The 19,415-nt window shown below is 51.1% G+C and carries 16 protein-coding genes and 1 pseudogene; 15 read left to right on the plus strand and 2 right to left on the minus strand.

Annotated features, from left to right (window positions below; genetic code table 11):
* The first annotated feature begins 9 nt into the window (after nucleotides 1-9).
* The 14 genes from C233_RS22445 to C233_RS0108115 all read left to right on the plus strand — a co-directional run bounded on the left by C233_RS22445 (nucleotide 10) and on the right by C233_RS0108115 (nucleotide 16,187).
* Nucleotides 10-2,409 carry a hypothetical protein gene (locus C233_RS22445; RefSeq protein WP_018667087.1) on the plus strand — a complete coding sequence of 800 codons (2,400 nt, stop codon included), beginning with the start codon at nucleotides 10-12 and terminating at the stop codon, nucleotides 2,407-2,409.
* Nucleotides 2,406-6,746, plus strand: a complete 4,341-nt coding sequence (locus C233_RS23230) for a contractile injection system tape measure protein (RefSeq protein WP_018667088.1) — start codon at nucleotides 2,406-2,408, stop codon at nucleotides 6,744-6,746. Before C233_RS22445 ends, C233_RS23230 begins: the two co-directional genes overlap by 4 nt.
* Nucleotides 6,747-6,771: 25 nt before the next feature.
* On the plus strand, nucleotides 6,772-7,443 hold the full coding sequence (locus tag C233_RS0108065) for an eCIS core domain-containing protein (protein WP_025069012.1): 672 nt from the start codon (nucleotides 6,772-6,774) through the stop codon (nucleotides 7,441-7,443).
* A 21-nt stretch (nucleotides 7,444-7,464) separates the two neighbouring features.
* Nucleotides 7,465-8,754, plus strand: a complete 1,290-nt coding sequence (locus tag C233_RS0108070) for an ATP-binding protein (protein WP_018667090.1) — start codon at nucleotides 7,465-7,467, stop codon at nucleotides 8,752-8,754.
* Complete coding sequence (locus C233_RS0108075; RefSeq protein WP_018667091.1) at nucleotides 8,744-9,547, plus strand: hypothetical protein; 804 nt, start codon at nucleotides 8,744-8,746, stop codon at nucleotides 9,545-9,547. Before C233_RS0108070 ends, C233_RS0108075 begins: the two co-directional genes overlap by 11 nt.
* 56 nt (nucleotides 9,548-9,603) lie before the next feature.
* Entirely contained in the window at nucleotides 9,604-10,278 is a 675-nt protein-coding gene (locus tag C233_RS0108080) for a hypothetical protein (RefSeq protein ID WP_018667092.1), read from the plus strand.
* 71 nt (nucleotides 10,279-10,349) lie between these two features.
* Nucleotides 10,350-10,601: a hypothetical protein gene (locus C233_RS0108085; protein ID WP_018667093.1), complete on the plus strand. Its 252-nt coding sequence runs from the start codon at nucleotides 10,350-10,352 to the stop codon at nucleotides 10,599-10,601.
* Nucleotides 10,602-10,629: 28 nt separating this feature from the next.
* The gene (locus tag C233_RS22455) at nucleotides 10,630-12,324 is read left to right on the plus strand and encodes a sensor histidine kinase (protein WP_244149057.1); all 1,695 of its coding nucleotides are present in this window, start codon (nucleotides 10,630-10,632) and stop codon (nucleotides 12,322-12,324) included.
* Nucleotides 12,246-12,968, plus strand: a complete 723-nt coding sequence (locus C233_RS24775; protein ID WP_244149058.1) for a response regulator — start codon at nucleotides 12,246-12,248, stop codon at nucleotides 12,966-12,968. Before C233_RS22455 ends, C233_RS24775 begins: the two co-directional genes overlap by 79 nt.
* A gap of 7 nt (nucleotides 12,969-12,975) precedes the next feature.
* On the plus strand, nucleotides 12,976-14,283 hold the full coding sequence (locus C233_RS0108095; RefSeq protein ID WP_026314789.1) for a sigma-54-dependent transcriptional regulator: 1,308 nt from the start codon (nucleotides 12,976-12,978) through the stop codon (nucleotides 14,281-14,283).
* A gap of 341 nt (nucleotides 14,284-14,624) precedes the next feature.
* Nucleotides 14,625-15,041, plus strand: coding sequence for a hypothetical protein (locus C233_RS0108100; protein ID WP_018667095.1), 417 nt, complete (start codon nucleotides 14,625-14,627; stop codon nucleotides 15,039-15,041).
* A 205-nt stretch (nucleotides 15,042-15,246) separates the two neighbouring features.
* Nucleotides 15,247-15,561 (plus strand): helix-turn-helix domain-containing protein, encoded by a 315-nt coding sequence (locus C233_RS0108105; protein ID WP_018667096.1) that lies wholly within the window; start codon nucleotides 15,247-15,249, stop codon nucleotides 15,559-15,561.
* 21 nt (nucleotides 15,562-15,582) lie between these two features.
* On the plus strand, nucleotides 15,583-15,879 hold the full coding sequence (locus tag C233_RS0108110; protein ID WP_018667097.1) for a helix-turn-helix domain-containing protein: 297 nt from the start codon (nucleotides 15,583-15,585) through the stop codon (nucleotides 15,877-15,879).
* The gene (locus C233_RS0108115) at nucleotides 15,876-16,187 is read left to right on the plus strand and encodes a helix-turn-helix domain-containing protein (protein WP_018667098.1); all 312 of its coding nucleotides are present in this window, start codon (nucleotides 15,876-15,878) and stop codon (nucleotides 16,185-16,187) included. Before C233_RS0108110 ends, C233_RS0108115 begins: the two co-directional genes overlap by 4 nt.
* A gap of 50 nt (nucleotides 16,188-16,237) precedes the next feature.
* Here C233_RS0108115 and C233_RS0108120 read toward each other — a convergent pair whose 3' ends face one another.
* On the minus strand, nucleotides 16,238-17,536 hold the full coding sequence (locus C233_RS0108120) for a site-specific integrase (RefSeq protein WP_018667099.1): 1,299 nt from the start codon (nucleotides 17,534-17,536) through the stop codon (nucleotides 16,238-16,240).
* 24 nt (nucleotides 17,537-17,560) lie between these two features.
* The gene (locus C233_RS0108125) at nucleotides 17,561-18,784 is read right to left on the minus strand and encodes a site-specific integrase (RefSeq protein ID WP_018667100.1); all 1,224 of its coding nucleotides are present in this window, start codon (nucleotides 18,782-18,784) and stop codon (nucleotides 17,561-17,563) included.
* A 442-nt stretch (nucleotides 18,785-19,226) separates the two neighbouring features.
* On the opposite strand from C233_RS0108125, the pseudogene C233_RS23550 reads away from it, so the two are divergent.
* Nucleotides 19,227-19,415 (plus strand): annotated as a pseudogene (locus C233_RS23550) (DDE transposase); the annotation flags it as partial.

The following is a 19,415-nucleotide window of genomic DNA, read 5'->3' on the forward strand; positions in this document are numbered from 1 at the left end:
CGGACCGTTATGGACGAAAGATCACTATACATCACACGGCCGGAAGACGGCGAAGACCTCTACACGGCATTGCAGCGGCAGACGCTTGCGGAACTGCAACGCCTGTCCGGAAACGTGTGGACGGACTACAACCCGGGCGATCCCGGCGTGACCGTGTCCGAAGCGGCGGACTATGTCCTGACCGAAACGGATTACAGGCTTGATTTCCCGTTGGAGGACTATCTTGCCGGCAAGGACGGAAAATGGGCGGAAGAGAGATTCGGGCTCTTTCCTCCCGAATCGGTCTATCCTTCCGCACCGGTCACTGCCGGGGACTACCGCCGGGCGATACTGACCCGTTTCCCGGATGTGGAAAACGCGGATGTAATCCCCGGAGAAGGGGGATGCTACCATGTCCGCCTGCGTGTCTCGCCTTTTTCTCCGGATATGGCAAGCCAGGTACTCGGCTTCCTGAACCGGCACCGCAACCTGTGCGAGCGGTTCGAGGACGTACAGGTCGTTTCACCGGAGGAATTGTTCTTTCACGCTGATTTCGGGATTGCCACCGGAGAGAATGCCACGGAGATACTCGTACAGGTGTACTGGACGGCGATGCAGTACCTTTCCGGTTCCGCCGAGGTCGCATACCGGACAGCGGGCAGTCCCCTGCCCATGAGGGAGGACGAATGGTATGAAGGCCCGGTGAGGAACGCCCGTGCGGAGATTCCGGTACAGAAGGACACGGAAACCGAACTTTATGTCCGGCTGACGGGGATACCCGGTATCGTATCGTTCAAGACCTGCTATTTCAAGGACAAGGACGGGCATACCGTGACGGACTTCAGGACCGGCTACACGCTTCACCTGTCCAAGGATTTCAGTAACGTAAAGGTGAGAAACGGCACCGGGACGGTGCATGTGGACGGCAATGAATTCATGGAACGTCTGCAAGCGAAGTATTTCATGCGGAGCACATTCCGTACACGCCGCCTGATGCAGGAACGGGAAGCACAGTATCTGGAAAGTATCGTCAGCCACAGGAAGGCGGGACAGGAGAAAGCGACCCTGTACCCTTCCGAATACAGGGACGTGTACGGCCATACCCCGCTGGCGGACGACCTGCCGTCCTGTTATATTACCTCCGACAGGGATTTCCTGCGGGATACCCCTGCCCCGGAGAAGGCCGCCGCACGCAATTTCGGCAGCTACCTGAAACTCTTCGACCTCCTGATACAGCGCGGGCTCGGTGAACTGGACGGGCTGAAAAGGGTGCTTGCATTGGATACGGCTGATCTTGAACTTTCACGGCTGGAGACCTTGCCGGAAAAAATACTGCCCATGCGCAAGCACAACGACCGTTACCGCGACATAACAGGGCTGAGGGACCGTTACATGGACTTTCTTGACGGCCTGTACGGGGTGGACAGCGCGCCGGAGTGGATGAGGGAGTCCGACTGCTACGGGCAGACGGCGGACGACCGCCTGCGCCGCAGGATGCGCTTCCTCAAGGCGCTGCCCGTAATGGTACGCGACCGCTCCCGCTCTTTCGACATCACGGGCACATTCGGAGGGGAGAATGTCCCGACCGTGAAGAAGTACCTCTCCCTGCTGCTGGATTTCGACACGGACGAGGAGACCACGGTCGGCAATATCCTTCCCGCCCACAACCTGATCCTGATGGGAGACGGAGAAAGGGGCGAACGGTTCCGGGGACTGGTAAGCTCCCAGATGATTGACGACGACCTGTTCGATTCCGGTTCGGTGGAGGCGGTAAAGGAAGACACGCCTCCTGCATCGGAGAAGGAGAAGCTGAAACGTTACGAGGACCTGAGGCGCCATCTGCCCATCTTCAACTCGAACTGGATAAACGGTTCCCTTTTCCGCGAAGGCATCAGGTTAAGCAACTATAACCTCGTGAGCGTCGGAGGCGGGGAATGGCTGCTGGTATTCCGGAGGAAAGAGGATGAAAAGCGCATGAACCTCGGCCGTTCGAACAGCCGGGAGACACTTTCCGCGTGGGCGAACACCCTGTGCCGCTACCTGCGGGAACTGAACAGGCAGTGCGAGGCGGTATATGTGATAGAGAAGAACCTGTTCGACCCGATGGAACCGTTCACGGTGATGCTGGTCTTCACCGGCTGGACGGCACGCACGCGCTCCCCGAGGTTCCGCGAGGCATGTACGCGGCTGGCAAGGTCTGTCATCCCGTCGCACCTGAAAATGGAAACATACTGGATCGGCGCATTGCAGATGCAGTATTTCGAGGACGGGTACAAGAAATGGCGCGAGAGCATGAGTACGGATGCCCCGGCGGACATCCGTGCGCTCCATCAAAAGAAGATGACGGATGCACTCTCCGATGATTTCATGTCTAAGAGAAGAAAAGGCGACAATCCGGCTAAAGAAGAATATAAGGAGGAAGACGCATGACGGTGATTGACAGAATATCGTTCCGGTTCGGAATGGCGGACGAACAGTTTGCCAGGGAACTCTATGCGGACTGGGACGGATTCTGCCGGCATTGCGTCACGGAGGTTTTAGAGGACTGTTTTTCCCGGTATGATGATAAAGAGACCTATATTGAAATAGACCGTCTGGACCTGGATCTGGGCAACATACCGCAGGACGAGTTTTACGACCTCTTCCCTGTGCGGTTGCGCGAGGCTTTGGAGCGCAGCTTTGCCCATAAACTGAATGAAACAGGTGTACCGCAAATTACGGAATCGGACATAAATACCGGAACAGACCCGATAACGGACAAACCTTTCCCGTATGCCCGTGAGAAACGCTTCGAGAACCTGCTGCACTACCTGGAATACGGTTTCTGCCTGCCGGAATGGAATGCACCGGAGTTCCACCTGTACGGGGAGTTGCAGCATTTCAAGGACACGGAACATACAGGACGGCTGCTGTCGCTGCTTGCCTCCAAACCGTATGTCATGGACAGGCTGTTCCTGCAAACAGGCGCGGAACGACTGCCGGAGGCGATACCCTTTGCCGCATGGCTTACCTCAGCGGTTCTCGGCCGGTATGAGAAACAGCGGTATCTGTCCGCTGTCCTGGAGCATTCGCCGCAGGCTGTCATCCGTTTTATCCACGAGACCAAAGATACCGGCAGCCTGGAAGACATGGCCGGTTTGATAGAGAATCCCCATGTCAGGCGTATCATGGCCACCGAAACAGAAGACCGTGCCGAAATCGGCGTGCCTGAATACTGGTACAGACTCTACGGCTGGCTGCTCGAACACTACCCGTTCAACGGCGTGCCGATGTTCGGCGACAAGCGGCATTTCGGATTGCACCTGAACCGCAGGCTGCTGTCCTTTATCCGCAAGAGGGAACGGCAGACATATCTTTCCAAAGCGGAACTGACGGTACGGTTCCTTATGGAAGTTTTCGGGGCTGACAATCACCTGACGGTGCTGGGCATCATCTACCGTCGTCAGAAGCTGAATGCAGACGGTTCGCCTGCCACCGGTGACAGCTATGCCTGGGAACTTTATTACATGCTCCTGCAACTCTCGCTGCTCGGAACGGAACAGATTTCAACCGGACATACCGACAGGCAACCGTCCGATGAAAAGACGGATACATCATCGCCGGATACCGGGAGGGCTACAGCCATCGCAGAAAACGCAGGTTCTTTCCTGCAATGGATAGAAGATACGGGACAGCCGGACCATATAAAACGGGCAGCACTGTTACGGCTGGCACAGGAAAAGCCGGAGTTGCTGATACAGTGGTTGAAAAGCCGGCCGGACAGGAGGCATCTGTCATTGCCGGCATCCCTGACCGAGAGGCCGACCTTGCTGCTGCTTGCCGGATATGTCTCGCTGCAACTCGCCGAGGTGGTTTCCGCCCTACTTGAAACACTCGGCAAAGCATCCCCATCCGTTTCCTGGCTTCAAGGTATCGGCAAAGGCAAACTGACGGAGGCGTTGAATACAGCCGTATTGCAGGGAATTTCAACCGGTATCTTCTCCGCATCGGATTCCGCTTCCGTGCAGATGCTACGGCTGGCTGCTTTACTGCATAAGGAAATAACCGGACAGGAGACTCCGGCTGCCGATGTTGCCGGGTTCATGGCAATAGAGGATACGAACATGCCGGAATCCGTCTCTGAGGAAAGCACGAACCTACCGGGGCCTATAAGGGAGTTCCTGGAATCTGTTTCCCCTGTTTTTGCTCCTGCCCATGATACATGGAAAAACATACATCGGGAAAAACACCCGAACAAGAATATTCCGGAGGCCCGGAAAGTCGCCTCTTTGAAAGTCATTTTTTCAGACAACAGGATTCCGGAAAGTGTCAGAAAGATGCTTGTACTGCAATGGTTCGATGCCTATCGCAACAGGGAAAGCGAACTGATTTCGGCATTGCAATCGGAAAAGTTGCTGGATACGGTTATCGGTTTGCTTGACACGGTTACATTAAGGCATATCGCCATACGGCTGGCTGTACAAGCCTATGGTACGGACGGTCAAACTGCCGGAACGACTGCCATACAGCTTGTCGGACTGTTGACCGGGCATATAGGGACAGTCGCAAATATTGTTTCCGGTCCTGCAAAGACGGTATGGAAATCGTTGCTTCTTTCACTTGCTTCATGGAATGGCATCATATCCCCTGCATCTGCAAGCGGTAATTTGGATACCGCTATCCGCTTGTTGGCAGCCATCGTCGGCGATGACAGAAGCAGGATAAAGGCGGTTGTCGAATCACTGATCGGACAGTCATTGCCTATTCCTTATATCGGGCTGCTGGACAATAAAACAGTCCGCAGCTTCGATACGGAAGACTTCCTCGCCGGTACCGTAAACAATACGCTATTGTCTCTATTGGTTCGGGTGCGGCAATATATCGGTTCCGGAAGCCTTGCTCCGGATTTGTCAGTAATGGCTATCCGTAAGGGTGGTATGGACGGAACAGACAGCATACTGCGCATAGACTCGGCAGACGACAGCCCGGACATGCCGGCCGAAGGCGACCTTGCATTGAACGAGGTTCGAACAATATTTGAACAGCATCTGAACGATGTCTCCGGTATGACTGGCTGGTTGCAAAACCAGGTATTCACTTCATGGCAGAAACGGGAAGTGCTCCATCGCTATATGGAGGATTCTCCCAAAGAGGCCATACGGTTGTTTCGGGATAGTATCGTTTCGGATGAAAAAACGGTCACACTATGGGCTGAAATCATCGGCAAGGATGAAATATTAAAACTTATGGGGCAGACAAGCCCTGCTCTGTCCGGTATATTGGGCCGAACCGTCGGTGTGGTACATTCCGTATTTACTGAAAACGGGCTGTTTGCAGGTGGCAGCGGGGAATGGGAACTGTCCGTAACAAAGGCTATCCTTCTTTTGATTACGGAAAAGCCGGAGCCGGACAGTATGGATACAGAGGAGATCATCTCTCTATTCCTGCGCCATCTTCAATATGTTCTGGCCGGGAATAAGGAATATACGGATACAGACCGGGCACAATGGGAGACTGTTGAAAGACGGGTAACGAATACAATCACCTCGCAAACGGGTACGGCGGATACGGGAACCGGTACGGCATCCGGCTTGACAAACAATGTCCGGCCATTGGAAGACTCTATATCCTACCAGGGAGAAAGTGTATTCGATGAGTGGATTACGTGGCTGTTGTCCCCTTCAGTCAGCGATACGGAAAAATCGCAGATGTTACGGCACTATGCCCGTTGGCAACCGGAACTGCTTTGGAAACTTGTGCGGTATTCCACCACTGATAATCCGGGGAAAAACAATATCCCCTTCGGGCAGTGGACTGAATGGCTCGGTACGGAAACATGGATGGAAATGATTGCCGGAGTATCGTTCTCTTTAGCTGAAACATTACGCCGGACAAACGAGACCATATCAAGAAAATACGGCTTAACCGAACCGGCATTGTCCGAAGGACTGGTACGGTTTATTACCTGTTACCCGGCAGACCGCATTTATTGCGGAAACGCTTCACCGGTTGTCAGGGAATATATAGAAACTTTGGCTTCATCCGTATGGAAAGACAGGATTCCGGATACCAAGTCAGAACTACCCGCAACTGTAGCTGATGGCAGTCGGCCGGAGCATGAGGAAACCGACAAAACATCGCGATCCGATGAACGGAAGTCCGCATTGGAGGCTATTGTGGGGAGTGTGGAAACGGAACTGCACATTGCTGACACCGGACAGGCTTTGGAAGAAGCCGTGCAACCGGAATATATTGAAATCCCGAATGCAGGACTTTGCCTGCTGGCGATATGGTTCCCGCGCCTGTTGGATATGCTCGACCTGCTTGCAGAAACGGACGACGGAAGAAAAGACCTGAAAGATATGGAGGCACGTATCCGGGCGATATTCATCCTGCAACGCTTGGCGACGGATGAGGTACAGGAGTACGAAGAGCATGAACTGGCATTCAACCGCATTCTGACAGGATGTCCGTTTTATGTGCCGCTGCCGAAGGCATTGAAATTGACAGAGAACGAGATACAGACCGTGGAATCGATGCTTGCCGGAGTGAAGGCGAACTGGGAGAAACTGAAGAACACTTCGGTAAAAGGGTTTCAGCACAGCTTCATCGAACGTCCCGGCAGACTGGAGCAGCGCGAAGACAAATGGGTACTGTACGTCGAAGAACGTGCGTATGACATCCTGCTGGACTCCCTGCCGTGGTCGTACCGCCAGATACGGCTGCCGTGGCTGAAAAAGAAAATAAGCGTCATCTGGCGTGACAAGGAAGAGTTTGATTTTGAATAATATAACGATTAAAAAATATATTATCATGGAAACTGAAAGGACATATCAGAACAAGGTGGCACGCACCATCCAGCAAAAGCGCAGCGGTGAAGGTACTTTGGAGTTTGCGGACAACCGTCCGCATGGGATACTACAAGCTGTAGCAGAACCTGTACAGCGCCTCGAAGACGAGGACGAAGCGTTACAGGGGAAATTCGCACAACCTCTGCAACGGCTCGGTGACGAAGAAGACGAAACGTTGCAAGGAAAATTCGAGAATACTGTACAGCGTGAGGAAGATGACGATGAAGCCATGCAGGGCAAGTTCGCCAATCCCATCCAACGGATAGGCGAGGATGAAGAAGACTCTCTTCAAGGAAAGTTTGCGGTACCGGTACAAAGAAAGAACGAAACCGGTATGCCCGACAACCTGAAAGCGGGCATCGAAGACTTGTCCGGCTTTGCAATGGACGATGTACGGGTGCATTACAACTCGGACAAGCCGGCTACCGTGCAGGCATTGGCATACACGCAGGGTACGGACATCCATGTCGCCCCCGGCCAGGAACAGCACCTGCCGCACGAGGCATGGCACGTGGCGCAGCAGATGGCCGGTCGTGTCGAGCCGACAACGGAAGTGGGCGGACTGCCCGTAAATGACAATCCGGCACTGGAACACGAAGCCGACGTGATGGGTGCTAAGGCAAACAGTTACTGACCTTTGTAGAGAACGCCTATGATGACTACGCATATCGACTGGTTCGGCAGGGTCCTGACCGTGGCCATCCAGCTTTATTTCCGGCAAGGGTGCGAATACCCCTCGATAGAGGAAGTCACGCCTCCTGATGACGGCTGGATGGAAAGCATGACCGGACGGCAGGATATCACTTTCAACGAGCGGGTGGTGATCATGCTGGCCCTGATGCCGCATACCTGTCCTCAGTCGCTCGACATTTTCTTCGTGCAGAACAAGGACTTCGACCGTCAGTACACCGAGTTCGGCGGCTGGAAAGGGCTGTCGCACGGCGGCTTCCTGCCTACGGGCGAGACCGCCTCGTTCATCCTTGCCGGAGAGGACATGGAGAAGAAAAAGGCCGTTATCCGCATGTTTCAGAAAGACCACTGGTTCTATATGCGGAATATCCTGCGGTTAGAGGGTGCGGGTGAAGGTGAACCGCTGCTGAGCGGACAGCTCCGCGCTTCGGACGAGTTCCTGAGCCTTGTACTGCTTGACAGGGATTATAAACCGGACTACAATATCGGTTTCCCTGCCAAACTTATCACCACCCCGTTGGAGTGGGAAGACATGGTTTTGGATTACAATACACTGGAGGCTCTCGAAGAAATCAACACGTGGATCATGCACCAGCATACCATCATGGAAGACTGGGGGTTGAAACGGATTCTCAAGCCCGGCTACCGTGCCTTGTTCTACGGACCTCCGGGAACGGGAAAGACACTTGCCGCCACTCTTTTAGGCAAGAAAAACAACATGGATGTCTATCGGGTGGACCTGTCGATGATTGTGTCGAAATATATCGGCGAGACGGAAAAGAACCTTGCCAAAGTCTTCGACCTGGCAGAGAACCGGAACTGGATCCTGTTCTTCGACGAGGCGGACGCACTTTTCGGCAAGCGCACCTCGACCAACACCTCCAATGACCGCCATGCCAACCAGGAAGTGGCCTACCTGCTCCAGCGCATCGAGGATTTCCCCGGTACGGTCATCCTTGCCACCAACCTGAAATCCAACATCGACGAGGCCTTTTCCCGCCGCTTCCAGTCCGTCATCTACTTTCCGATGCCCGATGAGGAACTCCGTGCTGCCCTCTGGCGCAGTATGCTCCCCAAAGAGTGGCTCGGCGACGATGCGGAGGAACTTATCGCTGCTGCCGCCCGGACTGAACTTTCCGGAGGGTCGATTACAAATGTGGTGAGGCGATGTGCGATGAGACTGACTGGTGATGTCCGGTGTCTTGATTGTGATATATTGAATATCGTATTAAAGAAAGAAGAATATGGAATATGAATATAATTATAGACATAAGCCGCATACGGAAAGGATTATATCCTCCAACAGGAATAACCGTTCCGTTTCAATATCGGACATTTTACGAAAATCTGTGGAAATACCAAACCGCACGATAAGTCGTGAAATGACAGTACAAAACAAAGCCATTCAAATGGAAAGAGTATATATGCAACCGACACGTAATTCTTCTGAGGAAGGATTCGATGAAGATAAAATGTATGCCGAGTTCTCAAAATTGCCAGGGGCGAAACAACTTGAAGAGATTGTTGGTAGTATGGGATTTAAGTATGGTGGAGATACTGGTTCAGAATCAAAAGCAAATACAGATTTTGATGCAAGGCGCATATATATCAACAAATCACTTGATCAGCAAACAGCAATACTAAGTTTTGTTTATGAACTTATGAATGCTCTCCAACAAGATGATTTTACAAATATTCTACAATTGCCGAAACAAAGAGATGCGTCCACTGCAATTGCTGAGGATTATGCGAAAAGAATATTGCGCAAAGAGGCCAAGTCTGTTTTGATGCGTTCAAAAATGGCTATAGCAATGAGAAAAGAGGAGTTGATTAAAAATCCGAAATACATAAACATAGCAAGAATGGATGAAACTGATGAAGTTTTAGAAAACTTGGTCTTTACCGAGATGAAGCAGAATGGAACAGTTCATAAGGGTAAATACAAAGCATATCCATATTATATATCCCAATATTGGTTTGAACACTGGAAATGGTTTGGAAAAATTCCTACAATAGAGTTTATACAGAATAAGGAACAGGGCTTATGATTATCAGTGCCCTAAAACCTTATTCTATATAATGTCTAATAAAATAATAAATATCTATGGGTACAATATATGAACAAAAATCCCTTGTCAAATTATCAAGGACTTTGCCTACAATAAACAAGGCTTCAAAACAAACAAAAGGCATGGACTCTGTCTCTCCTCTATCATTTATGTCCATTCAGAAAAAGCCGATACCTATAATAGAGGATCAAACAGAAATCGGAAGTTTATATAAGGATGATACACCTTCTGAATCAGAGCCACTGACTTTTGTAAAAATTGACGAGAATACTTTTTTGTTGGAGGACGATATGGTAATCATCTGGAATGGGACGAAGTATATCAAAAGGGATGGTAGTGATTTTAACTTAGCCTCATACTCAAAGCCTCAAGAAAAAACACTTGCAATCGGCATGAGTGAATACGGCAGCCTATTGAATACCGGCAGCCATTATACCTATATGCAGACAACAAATGCTAATCCTTGCATAATTTTAATATTAAGGAGTAAAAATGAAACGGAAATGTATCATATTACTATCAATAACAATAATTGGAAAAATAATATTTTGGGATTTATAAATAGACAAATAGAGAAGCCTGTAGATGATATAGATGGAGTCGAAGATGACTATATCACTGAAAATGGAATCAGGGCTTACCTTTATCAAGGAAAGTCGGAATATCAGAATGAACTTAATACGTATAACTCTTTTAGCGATAGATATTAAAGTTGGATTATTTAGCTCGTACAGTTTGTTTATATCCTTATTTTCAAGAACATGTCCGACAACATGAAAAATTGAAAGAGATAGAAGAATATCTGATTTCAGAAGGGATTTTCCCCTATAAGGAAATACAGGAAAATGTCAGAATAAAATTAGAAGACGGCACTATAGATTTCCCTACGGATCAGGATATCAATAGTGATTTAGGTAAAATGGTCTATTTAAGGGGAAAAAACAAAGGTAATGCAAGTCCGGATCTTATTCCGAGAAAATCCAACGTTGAAACAGGGGACAATTATCAGGAGATACTACAAAGTATGACTTGAGAATTTGTATATTAAATGATATCCCGGTATGGAATATATGACTCTACAGCATAAGATACTTTTCGGATACATCATCCTCGTAGTGGTCATAGGCAGTATGGTTGCCATCCTGTTGCATGAGCGTAGTCGGATGCGGGAAATAGAAGCGGAGACCTCCGAGATACGCGAGTTTCGCCGTAACATAGATGCCACCCACCGCCAGATTACGGTACTTGCCACACAGGGAGAGTCGGTCGTAGGCTGGGACGAGGAAGAATACAATGCCTATCACGACCGCCGTCTCCATGTGGACAGCCTGCTCCTTTCGCTGAAGGAAAACAACGGCAACTTTATCCGTTCCGAACAGATAGACACCCTTCGGATGTTGCTTGCCGACAAGGAGTCGCACCTGCTGCGCATCATGCAGGCTTTCCGCAAACAGGAGGAGGCGGACAGCCTGCTCGCCAACCGTCTGCCGGCAGTGACAAGGCAGGTGACACATCCCCGAACCGTTGTCAGGAAAAGGAAAGGCATAGCGGGATGGTTCGGCAAGAAAGACACGATACGGGTCGCCTCTCCTTCCTCTGTATTGCAAACCCTCAACAAGCGTCTGATAACCATGCAGGAGGAACGCAGGAACGACCTTGACAACTATGCCGACAGCCTGCGCAGGCAGAACAAGGAACTGAACCGTAAACTTTACGCCATCCTCTCAGCCCTTGACAGACAGGCGCACGAATCGTTCAGCCGCAGGGAACAGGATATGGAGAAGGCACAGAAATATTCCTACCGGCTTGTCGCCGGGACTGTTGGCGCAGCCATCATCCTGCTTGTCCTTTCCCACATGGTCATACAGCGTGACATCCGCCGCAGGGAACGCGACCGTATCAGGCTGGAGGATACCCTGAAACAGAACAAAGCCCTGTCCGAGATGAGGAAAAGGATTATCGTCACCCTCTCGCATGACATACGCGGCCCTCTCAATGCCATCTGCGGCAGTGCGGAGCTGGCATTGGACACACGGGACAGAAAACGCCGCAACACCTATATCGGAAACATAATCTGCTCATCCCGACATATAACGCGACTTGCCAACAGCCTGCTCGACCTTTCCCGTCTCAATGAAGCCAAAGAGACCCTGAATAAAGTCCCGTTCAACCTGTCCTCGCTTCTGGAGAGGATTACGGAAGAGTATACACGCATAGCCAACGACAAGGGGCTGCTGTTCGTCCATGACATACAAGATGCCGGGCTGATACTCTCCGGCGATGCCGACCGTATTGACCAGGTCATAAGCAACCTGCTCTCCAATGCCATAAAATTCACGAAGTCCGGTACTGTAAGTCTTTCCGCCCGCTACAAAGACGGTGTCTTATTCATTTGTGTCAGTGATACGGGAATAGGCATGGACGAGGAGACGGTACAACGCATATTCCGCCCGTTTGAACGGGCCGCACCCGATGTGGATTCTGCCGGGTTCGGTCTGGGACTCGCAATAACAAAGGGGCTGGTCAATCTGCTGGGCGGCAGTATTTCCGTGTCAAGCCGTGTCGGCGAAGGCAGCATGTTCAAGGTTGAAATCCCGCTCCCGATTACTGACGAGCCTGTAGCAAACAGCACGATGCCGCCAGACAGGAAACGGCATCTGCCCAAAAGTGTCCTTGTGTGGACGATGACCCGATCCAGCTGCGTATTGTCGGGGAGATGCTGGAAAGGAACGGCATATCCTGCCGTATGTGCCTGAATGCAAAGGAAGTGGTAAACGGACTCCGTAACGGGAAATACGACCTGCTCCTGGCAGACATACAGATGCAGGGAACCGGCGGGTTCGACCTGCTGTACCTGTTACGGCATTCCAATATCGGAGATTCACGCATCATCCCCGTTGTCGCCATGACAGCCCGTAACGACGAGGACGACAACCATTATACCGAGGCCGGCTTTGCCGGTTGCATACGGAAACCTTTTTCCATGAACGAACTGCTGTCCTTTATCTCATCCGTGGCAGGGAACAGGGAAAGCGGGAATGAATACACTGCGGATTTCGAAGGTCTGGCAGCCGCTGCCGGTGACAGGCAATGGATGCTCGGCACGTTCATGGAAGAATCGCTCGGCAACAAGGCGGAACTCCGGCGGGCCTTGCAGGATAATGAAACGGGTATAAAGCGCATGAAGGAAACCTTGCACCGAATGTATCCCACGTGGGAACAGCTGGGCATAGCCCATGAACTGGAACCATACGGTGAAGCCATTTATAGCGACAATCCTGACGCTTCGGCTATTAAACGCCATACGGAAACCGTCATGGAAAGAATAGACAGGCTTGTCGCCGAGGCGCAGAGCCTGCTTGCGGATTCTGATGAAGAAAAAAATGAAAATATGATATAAAATGAAGATGAAACCGAAGATACTCATAGTGGAAGACAACATCATGCTGGCCGAACAGCAGAGGAAATGGTTCGAGAAATCCGGTTATGAGGCCGTGGTGACGATAGACGAACCCGGTGCGAGAAAACTGCTCAGGAAAGAGTCTTTCGACCTTGTCCTGTCTGATGTCAGGCTTCCGGACGGCGACGGCATTTCCCTGCTGGGATGGATGAAGAAGGAAGGATTCGGTCTCCCTTTCATCGTCATGACCGGGTATGCGTCCGTTTCGGATGCGGTGAAAGCCGTCAAGATGGGAGCGGAAGACTACCTTGCAAAACCCGTGCAGATGGAGGAGCTGCTGGATCTTATAAAGGAACTGCTGAAACCGAGTTCACGGATATATGAAGGCGACAAGACCCTCTTCCGCAGGAACAGCGTGCGGATGCAGGAGGTCGAGAATCTGGCGCGGACGGTCGCCCCGTTCGACATTTCCGTGCTGATACTCGGCGCGAACGGGACAGGCAAGGAATCCGTGGCACGGGGCATACATCACGGCAGTGAACGTAAGGACATGCCGTTCGTGGCCGTGAACTGCGGTGTCGTACCGAGGGAACTGGCTCCCACGCTCTTTTTCGGGCACACGAAAGGGACATTCACCGGTGCGGATGCCAACAGGGAAGGATATTTCGACATGGCAAAAGGAGGAACATTGTTCCTGGATGAGATAGGCACCCTGACAATGGAGGTGCAGGCCATGCTGTTGCGTGTCTTGCAGGAGGGATGCTATATTCCCATAGGAAGCAACCGCGAGAAGCGTACGGACGTGCGGATTGTAGCCGCCACGAACGAGGACCTGCAACTTGCCATAAAGGAGAAACGTTTCAGGGAGGACCTCTATCACAGGCTGGCCGAATTTGAAATCGTCCTCCCGGCCCTCCGCGAATGCCCGGAAGACATACTGCCCCTCGCCGGACATTTCAGGGAAAAGTTCTCGAAAGAGCTTAAACGGGACACGGACGGTTTCAGCCGTGAAGCGGAACAGCTTCTCCTTTCATACCGGTGGCCGGGCAATGTCAGGGAACTGCAAAACAAGGTGAAACGCGCGGTCCTGATGGCGAAATCACCGGTAATCGGGATCGAGGACCTGTGCATCAGGCAGGAAAAGGAGGAAGAGGAGATTTACCTGTTCCCTGAGAATGAGACGGAAGAGAAACTTTCAATTCTCCGGGCCTTGAGGATGTGCGGAGGACATCGGAAAAATGCGGCCGACATGTTGCATATAGACCCTTCCACCCTGTACAGGAAAATGAAGAAATACGGGCTGAATGACAAATAAAGCCCGTTTTACCGTGTACAGTAAAATATAAACGGCATAATGTGTTCCGAAAAGGAATAAAATGCCTACATTTGCATATAGTTGGCAATTTCTGCATTGCAGAATTGTCAATTAAATATTTAAGAAGATAACGGCAAGGGCTGTTGCCCTGCCGGTTACGTACATAAGTCGCAAGACGTCTCAGGTAGAAATCTGGCAAAAATTTCAAAAACAGAGGCTTTTGCGTGAGGCTTGTGCTATATCCTATAGCGTGAGTCCATGCAGATCTGTTTTTGGGCTTGCCAGAGCCTCTACCTGATAATGCGTGGATTTCACGCTTTTTCAATTTGGAGGATCAAGGCATGGCTAAAATACAGGTACTGGTTGCAATGACGCTGGACGGTTCCATACCTGCGGAAACAGACCCTTTGTTGAAATGGGTGAAGGACAGCAGGCACGGTTTCCCGTATTGGTACGGGAAACGCACAAGGATGCTCCATTCCGGCTGTCCCTTCATCGACCTTATGTGCGACAAGGACACGTCCGCCCCCTCCGACATCTATCTGGCGGAAGTCTGCGATGAAGAAAGCTCCGAATTCCTGCGTGGGCTTTCCCTGTACCACCTCATAGATGAAATGGTCATTTTCCTGCTGCCCGCCGTCTGTGCAGGAAGCGGCTCCATATCGGGGCATCTGCCTGAAGGACGGTGGGAACTGGTCAGGTCCAAGACATTCAAAAACGGGGTTTGCCGCCTGCTTTATCGCAAAAGATTGCAATGAGACATTGCAAAGACTTGCATTTGCAATACGCCCATCAGCCTCCATTTCCGGGGGTTGATTTTTTATTTTTCTGATAATCATAAGTTTGCCTTTCTGTCCGGAGGCTGTCCACTTCATTGGTCTATGTTTTGGCCTGTATAATAATGAAAGCTGTTGCGCAACAGTGTGAGAAACGAAGTATTCACGCACTAAAAACAGAATTCGTATGATACAGACAGACAGGGAGACATTCCAGATGATGCTCCACCAGATAATGGAACGGTTCGACAGGATTGATGACAGGCTGAACCGCATGAACAGGCAGACCTCCGCCCTTGACGGCGACAGGCTGCTCGACAACCAGGACATGTGCGAGCTGCTCGGGGTCACAAAGCGCACCCTTGCCCGTTACCGCCAGAAGAAGCTGGTGACTTATTACATGATTGACGGCCGGACTTATTACAAGGCTTCGGAGGTCCAGGATTTCCTGAGCAGGAAGGGGAAGCCGCTGCCCGCGAAGCATGGACGGTCGGATGTTTAACGCACTAAAAATGAAATTGTGATGGAAATAATATGTATAGAAAAAAAGATATTTGACGAGCTGGTTGTCCGGTTCTGTGAAGTGGAGAAGAAAATATCCCGCCTGTGCCGTCCGTCGAAGGATGCCGGGTTGAAAAACTGGATAGACAACCAGGAGGCGTGCGAGATCCTCCGGGTATCCAAACGGACGCTCCAGGTGTACCGCGACAAGGGGCTTCTGCCTTTCGCACGCATCAAGCACAAGATGTTCTACAAGCCGGAAGACATACGCCACTTGCTGGAATCAAGTTACCACCCTCAAAAAAACATGACATTATGAGCTACGATTTGATAAACAAGAAAGATCCCCGCGTTGATGCCTTGTTCCAAGGATTGGAAGGCATGGAACGGCTGGTTGAAGAGATGGGGGATGCCCCCCGCCCCGCGTTTTACGGCGAGCATTTCCTAACGGACGAGGAACTGTCCCGGATACTGAGGGTAAGCAGGCGCACCTTGCAGGAATACCGGACACTTGGCGTGATACCTTACTATCTCGTGCAGGGCAAAGCGCTCTATAAGGAGTCGGACATCCTGAAAATTTTGGAAAACGCTTACAGGAAGTGCCGGGAAGAACAGAGGTGGGTATAACCAAAATTGATGAAGAAACGGCCTTATGACAAGGTCGTTTCTTCTTTTTATTACAACCTGGCAGTTTTCTTTGCCCGCTGTCCGGACGGGAACTCTTCCTCGTAAAGACCGATTCCCCGGCTGATTCCGGAGGATTTCAACCGCTTCATGTCCTCGTCCACTTTTCTGTCGGTCACTTTGGCATAAATCTGCGTGGTCTCGATCCGCATGTGTCCCATCATTTTGCCGACCGTTTCAATGGGGACGCCCAGCGAAAGGGTGATGTGCGTCCCAAAATTGTGCCGCCCCTTGTGGAAGGTCAGGTCGAACCCGTAGACCTCTCCCAGCTCCTTTGTGAGCCGGATGAGATACCCACGGGAATACAGGTTGAAAATTTTGTCGCCCTGCCGCTGTTCCCGGTACTTTTCAATGATCCGCAGGGGAATGTCCAGCAGGCGGACGGTGGAGAGCGTGTCGGTCTTCTGCCTGCGGATATGGATCCACCATGTCCCGTCAGCCACCTGCGTGATGTCATTCGTAGTCAGCTTTTTCAAATCGGCATAAGCCAGTCCCGTGAACGTGGAGAAGATGAACATGTCCCGCACGAACTGTAGCTGCGGTTTCTCCACGGGTGTTTCCAGCAGTTTCTTGAGGTCTTCCAGTTTCAGATGGCGGCTTTTGCGCCTAGGCAGTTCGGGGTGCAGGCGGCAGTAGGGGTCACGGCGCAGCGTCCCCTGGCTGACGGCACGCATCGTGAGCTTCTTGAGCCGGTAAAGATGCTCGTGCACTGTTTTCGGGCTCAGGTTGCGGTCATTCCGCAGGAACAGCTCGAAATCGTCATAGAAGGCACGGTCCAGGCTTCGCAACGCCACATCTTCCGTTTCCAGCTTTTCATGCACGAAGGCGGAGAGGTGCTTGTACGAACGCATATAGGAATCGTATGTTTCCTTTATCCTGTCCACCCCGACCCGCTTCCTGAACTCATCGTTGTGTTCCCTGAAAAGGGCCAGCAGGGTCAGTGGCTTCTGCCCGACACCCATGACGGCGTTTTTCACCTGTTCGGCGGTGATGAACCCCAGGTTGCCCTTTATCCTCCGGTAATGTCCGTTGATTTCCTTCGTCAAGTCATCTATGGCCCGGTTTACGGTCATGGCATTCTCGCTGCGCCCGTCGGCACGTCCTTTTTCCGGATTCCAGACGGACGGATTGACGGACACTTTGGTCCCTATCTGTTCCCATTCGCCGTCAATGCTTACCTTGCACAGTAGCTGGCACGTCCCGTCCTTGCGTATTTTGGTGCGGTTGATATAGAACAGCACCGCGAATGTGCTGCGGCGCTTGATTTCCGTATTGTCTGTATTCCTTTTCATATCATTATGCTTTATATTTTATCGTCAAATTACTACCGAGAACCTTTCCCCGATTCTCTCGTTCAATGTTTTGGTATCGGCATCCACCTTGTCGTCGGTCACTTTGGCATAAATCCGCGTGGTCTCAATCCGGCTATGCCCCAGCATTTTGCTGACAGTCTCAAGGGGAACGCCGTGCGACAGGGTTATTTCGGTCGCGTAGGTGTGCCGTCCGCAATGGAAGGACAACGGTCTGTCGATGCCGCACATTTCGGCAATGCTTTTCAGGTAATGGTTCAGCGTGCTGTTTGAATACATAGGAAACAGTCGCTCATTCGGAGCGGTGTCACGGTATTTCTCGATAATCTGCATCGGCAACTCCAACAGCGGGATGTCGAAACCTATTGCGGTTTTCTTTCTGGAACTCCTGATCCACCATGTCCCGTCTTCGGCGAGGGAAAGGTTCTCTTTCGTCAACAGCCTCATGTCGCTGTACGAGATGCCGGTGAAGCAGGAAAAAAGGAACATGTCCCGGGCATGGTAGAGCGCCCGGTTATGGAACGGGGTGGTCATGATCCGTTGCAGTTCCTCCGACGTGAGGTATTTCTGCTTCGGCTTCGGGTGGACGGGTTCATACCCGGCAAAAGGGTTTGCGGTGATGATGCCGTCCGCAATGGCTTCCCTGACAACCGTCCGCAGCCGTACCGTGAGGTGGACGATCGTGCCGGGCGCGAGGTGGCACTCCGTCCGCAAATGCAGGTCGTACTTGTCGATGAAGGAACGGTCTAAAGCCGAGAAGGGCATATCGGACAGCCTGTATTGTACGGCAATGAATTTTGCGACATGGTTGTATGCGTTGCGGTAGCTGTTCAGACTGCTTTCCACACGGCTGACGCCAACCCGCTTTTCAAAATTGCTGATGAAATACCTGAAATAACCCAGCAAGGTTTCCTGCTCCGAAGCCATTCCCAGAAGCTGGTGTTTCACCTCTTCGGCGGTTACACCCTCACGGACCGTCGAAAGTTCCGTGTAAATGTGCAGGGCCTCCGCGCGGATTTCGTCCAGCCTGTTGTTGATTTCCTTGGCCGCCATGCTCTTCCCCGAAGCACGTCCTGACATCCACAACGATTGCGGTACACGGATTTTCACGCTGAAAGCCGTTTCGGAGTATTTCCCCACATTGAGCCTTGCCATTACAGGGCAGTTGCCCCCGGCATCGGCCTCGCTCTTTTTAAGGTAGAACGATACCTTTACATCTGCCTGGTTCATAATCTGTTCCTTTGGTTACAAAATTAACGGATACAGAGTTAATGAACGGCATGAAGAATATGGCAGAACATGGAAACAAGTACCATCGGTTGTTAACAAAAGCCATATTTTTTTCCTGGTACGGAAAAAATGACTACCTTCGTGAAACAAATTATTGAGAGACAACGCTCTTTACGGTTTCGGTTGGAAGTACTTCCCAATGAATTCATGCACCCATAATGGGCAACGGATAGGTAGCAATTCTTCCTCCTAACCCTTCAAAAAGTGGCTTTAAGGCACCGCTAAACGAATATAGAGTAAAATTGCATATATCCCTTAGTTTCCAACGGTTTGTATTATTCTTCTCAAATCCATCCATATTTGGGCGAGTTTTGTTATCTTTAGGTATTCCCCGGCAAACAAGGTTTGACGGCCCAAACGGGGGAAATACCTCAACTAAGATATGGCTAAGATACAAAATATTTCAGAAATTCACCCTACTTTGGGCTTTACAGAATTTGATATTCTGGAAAAATATCGCAAGAGTTTTAATGAGAGTGAGCTTGGCAGGCTTCATTCTGTGTTCCCGTTTGAGCGTTTGGCAAAAGCCGCAGGTCTGTCGGAACATCGTCTGGGCCGCAGGAACATTTTC

This window comes from Bacteroides gallinarum DSM 18171 = JCM 13658 (assembly GCF_000374365.1).
GTDB classification, from domain to species: Bacteria; Bacteroidota; Bacteroidia; order Bacteroidales; family Bacteroidaceae; genus Bacteroides; species Bacteroides gallinarum.

Bases quoted from the DNA above. Each gene is read 5' to 3' on its own strand.
- C233_RS0108065 (WP_025069012.1), top strand. From the start codon at position 6,772: ATGGAAACTGAAAGGACATATCAGAACAAGGTGGCACGCACCATCCAG.
- C233_RS22445 (WP_018667087.1), top strand. From the start codon at position 10: ATGGACGAAAGATCACTATACATCACACGGCCGGAAGACGGCGAAGAC.
- C233_RS23230 (WP_018667088.1), top strand. From the start codon at position 2,406: ATGACGGTGATTGACAGAATATCGTTCCGGTTCGGAATGGCGGACGAA.
- C233_RS0108125 (WP_018667100.1), bottom strand. From the start codon at position 18,784: ATGAACCAGGCAGATGTAAAGGTATCGTTCTACCTTAAAAAGAGCGAG.
- C233_RS0108100 (WP_018667095.1), top strand. From the start codon at position 14,625: ATGGCTAAAATACAGGTACTGGTTGCAATGACGCTGGACGGTTCCATA.
- C233_RS0108110 (WP_018667097.1), top strand. From the start codon at position 15,583: ATGGAAATAATATGTATAGAAAAAAAGATATTTGACGAGCTGGTTGTC.
- C233_RS0108070 (WP_018667090.1), top strand. From the start codon at position 7,465: ATGACTACGCATATCGACTGGTTCGGCAGGGTCCTGACCGTGGCCATC.
- C233_RS22455 (WP_244149057.1), top strand. From the start codon at position 10,630: ATGGAATATATGACTCTACAGCATAAGATACTTTTCGGATACATCATC.
- C233_RS0108105 (WP_018667096.1), top strand. From the start codon at position 15,247: ATGATACAGACAGACAGGGAGACATTCCAGATGATGCTCCACCAGATA.
- C233_RS0108080 (WP_018667092.1), top strand. From the start codon at position 9,604: ATGGGTACAATATATGAACAAAAATCCCTTGTCAAATTATCAAGGACT.
- C233_RS0108075 (WP_018667091.1), top strand. From the start codon at position 8,744: ATGGAATATGAATATAATTATAGACATAAGCCGCATACGGAAAGGATT.
- C233_RS0108120 (WP_018667099.1), bottom strand. From the start codon at position 17,536: ATGAAAAGGAATACAGACAATACGGAAATCAAGCGCCGCAGCACATTC.
- C233_RS0108115 (WP_018667098.1), top strand. From the start codon at position 15,876: ATGAGCTACGATTTGATAAACAAGAAAGATCCCCGCGTTGATGCCTTG.
- C233_RS0108095 (WP_026314789.1), top strand. From the start codon at position 12,976: ATGAAACCGAAGATACTCATAGTGGAAGACAACATCATGCTGGCCGAA.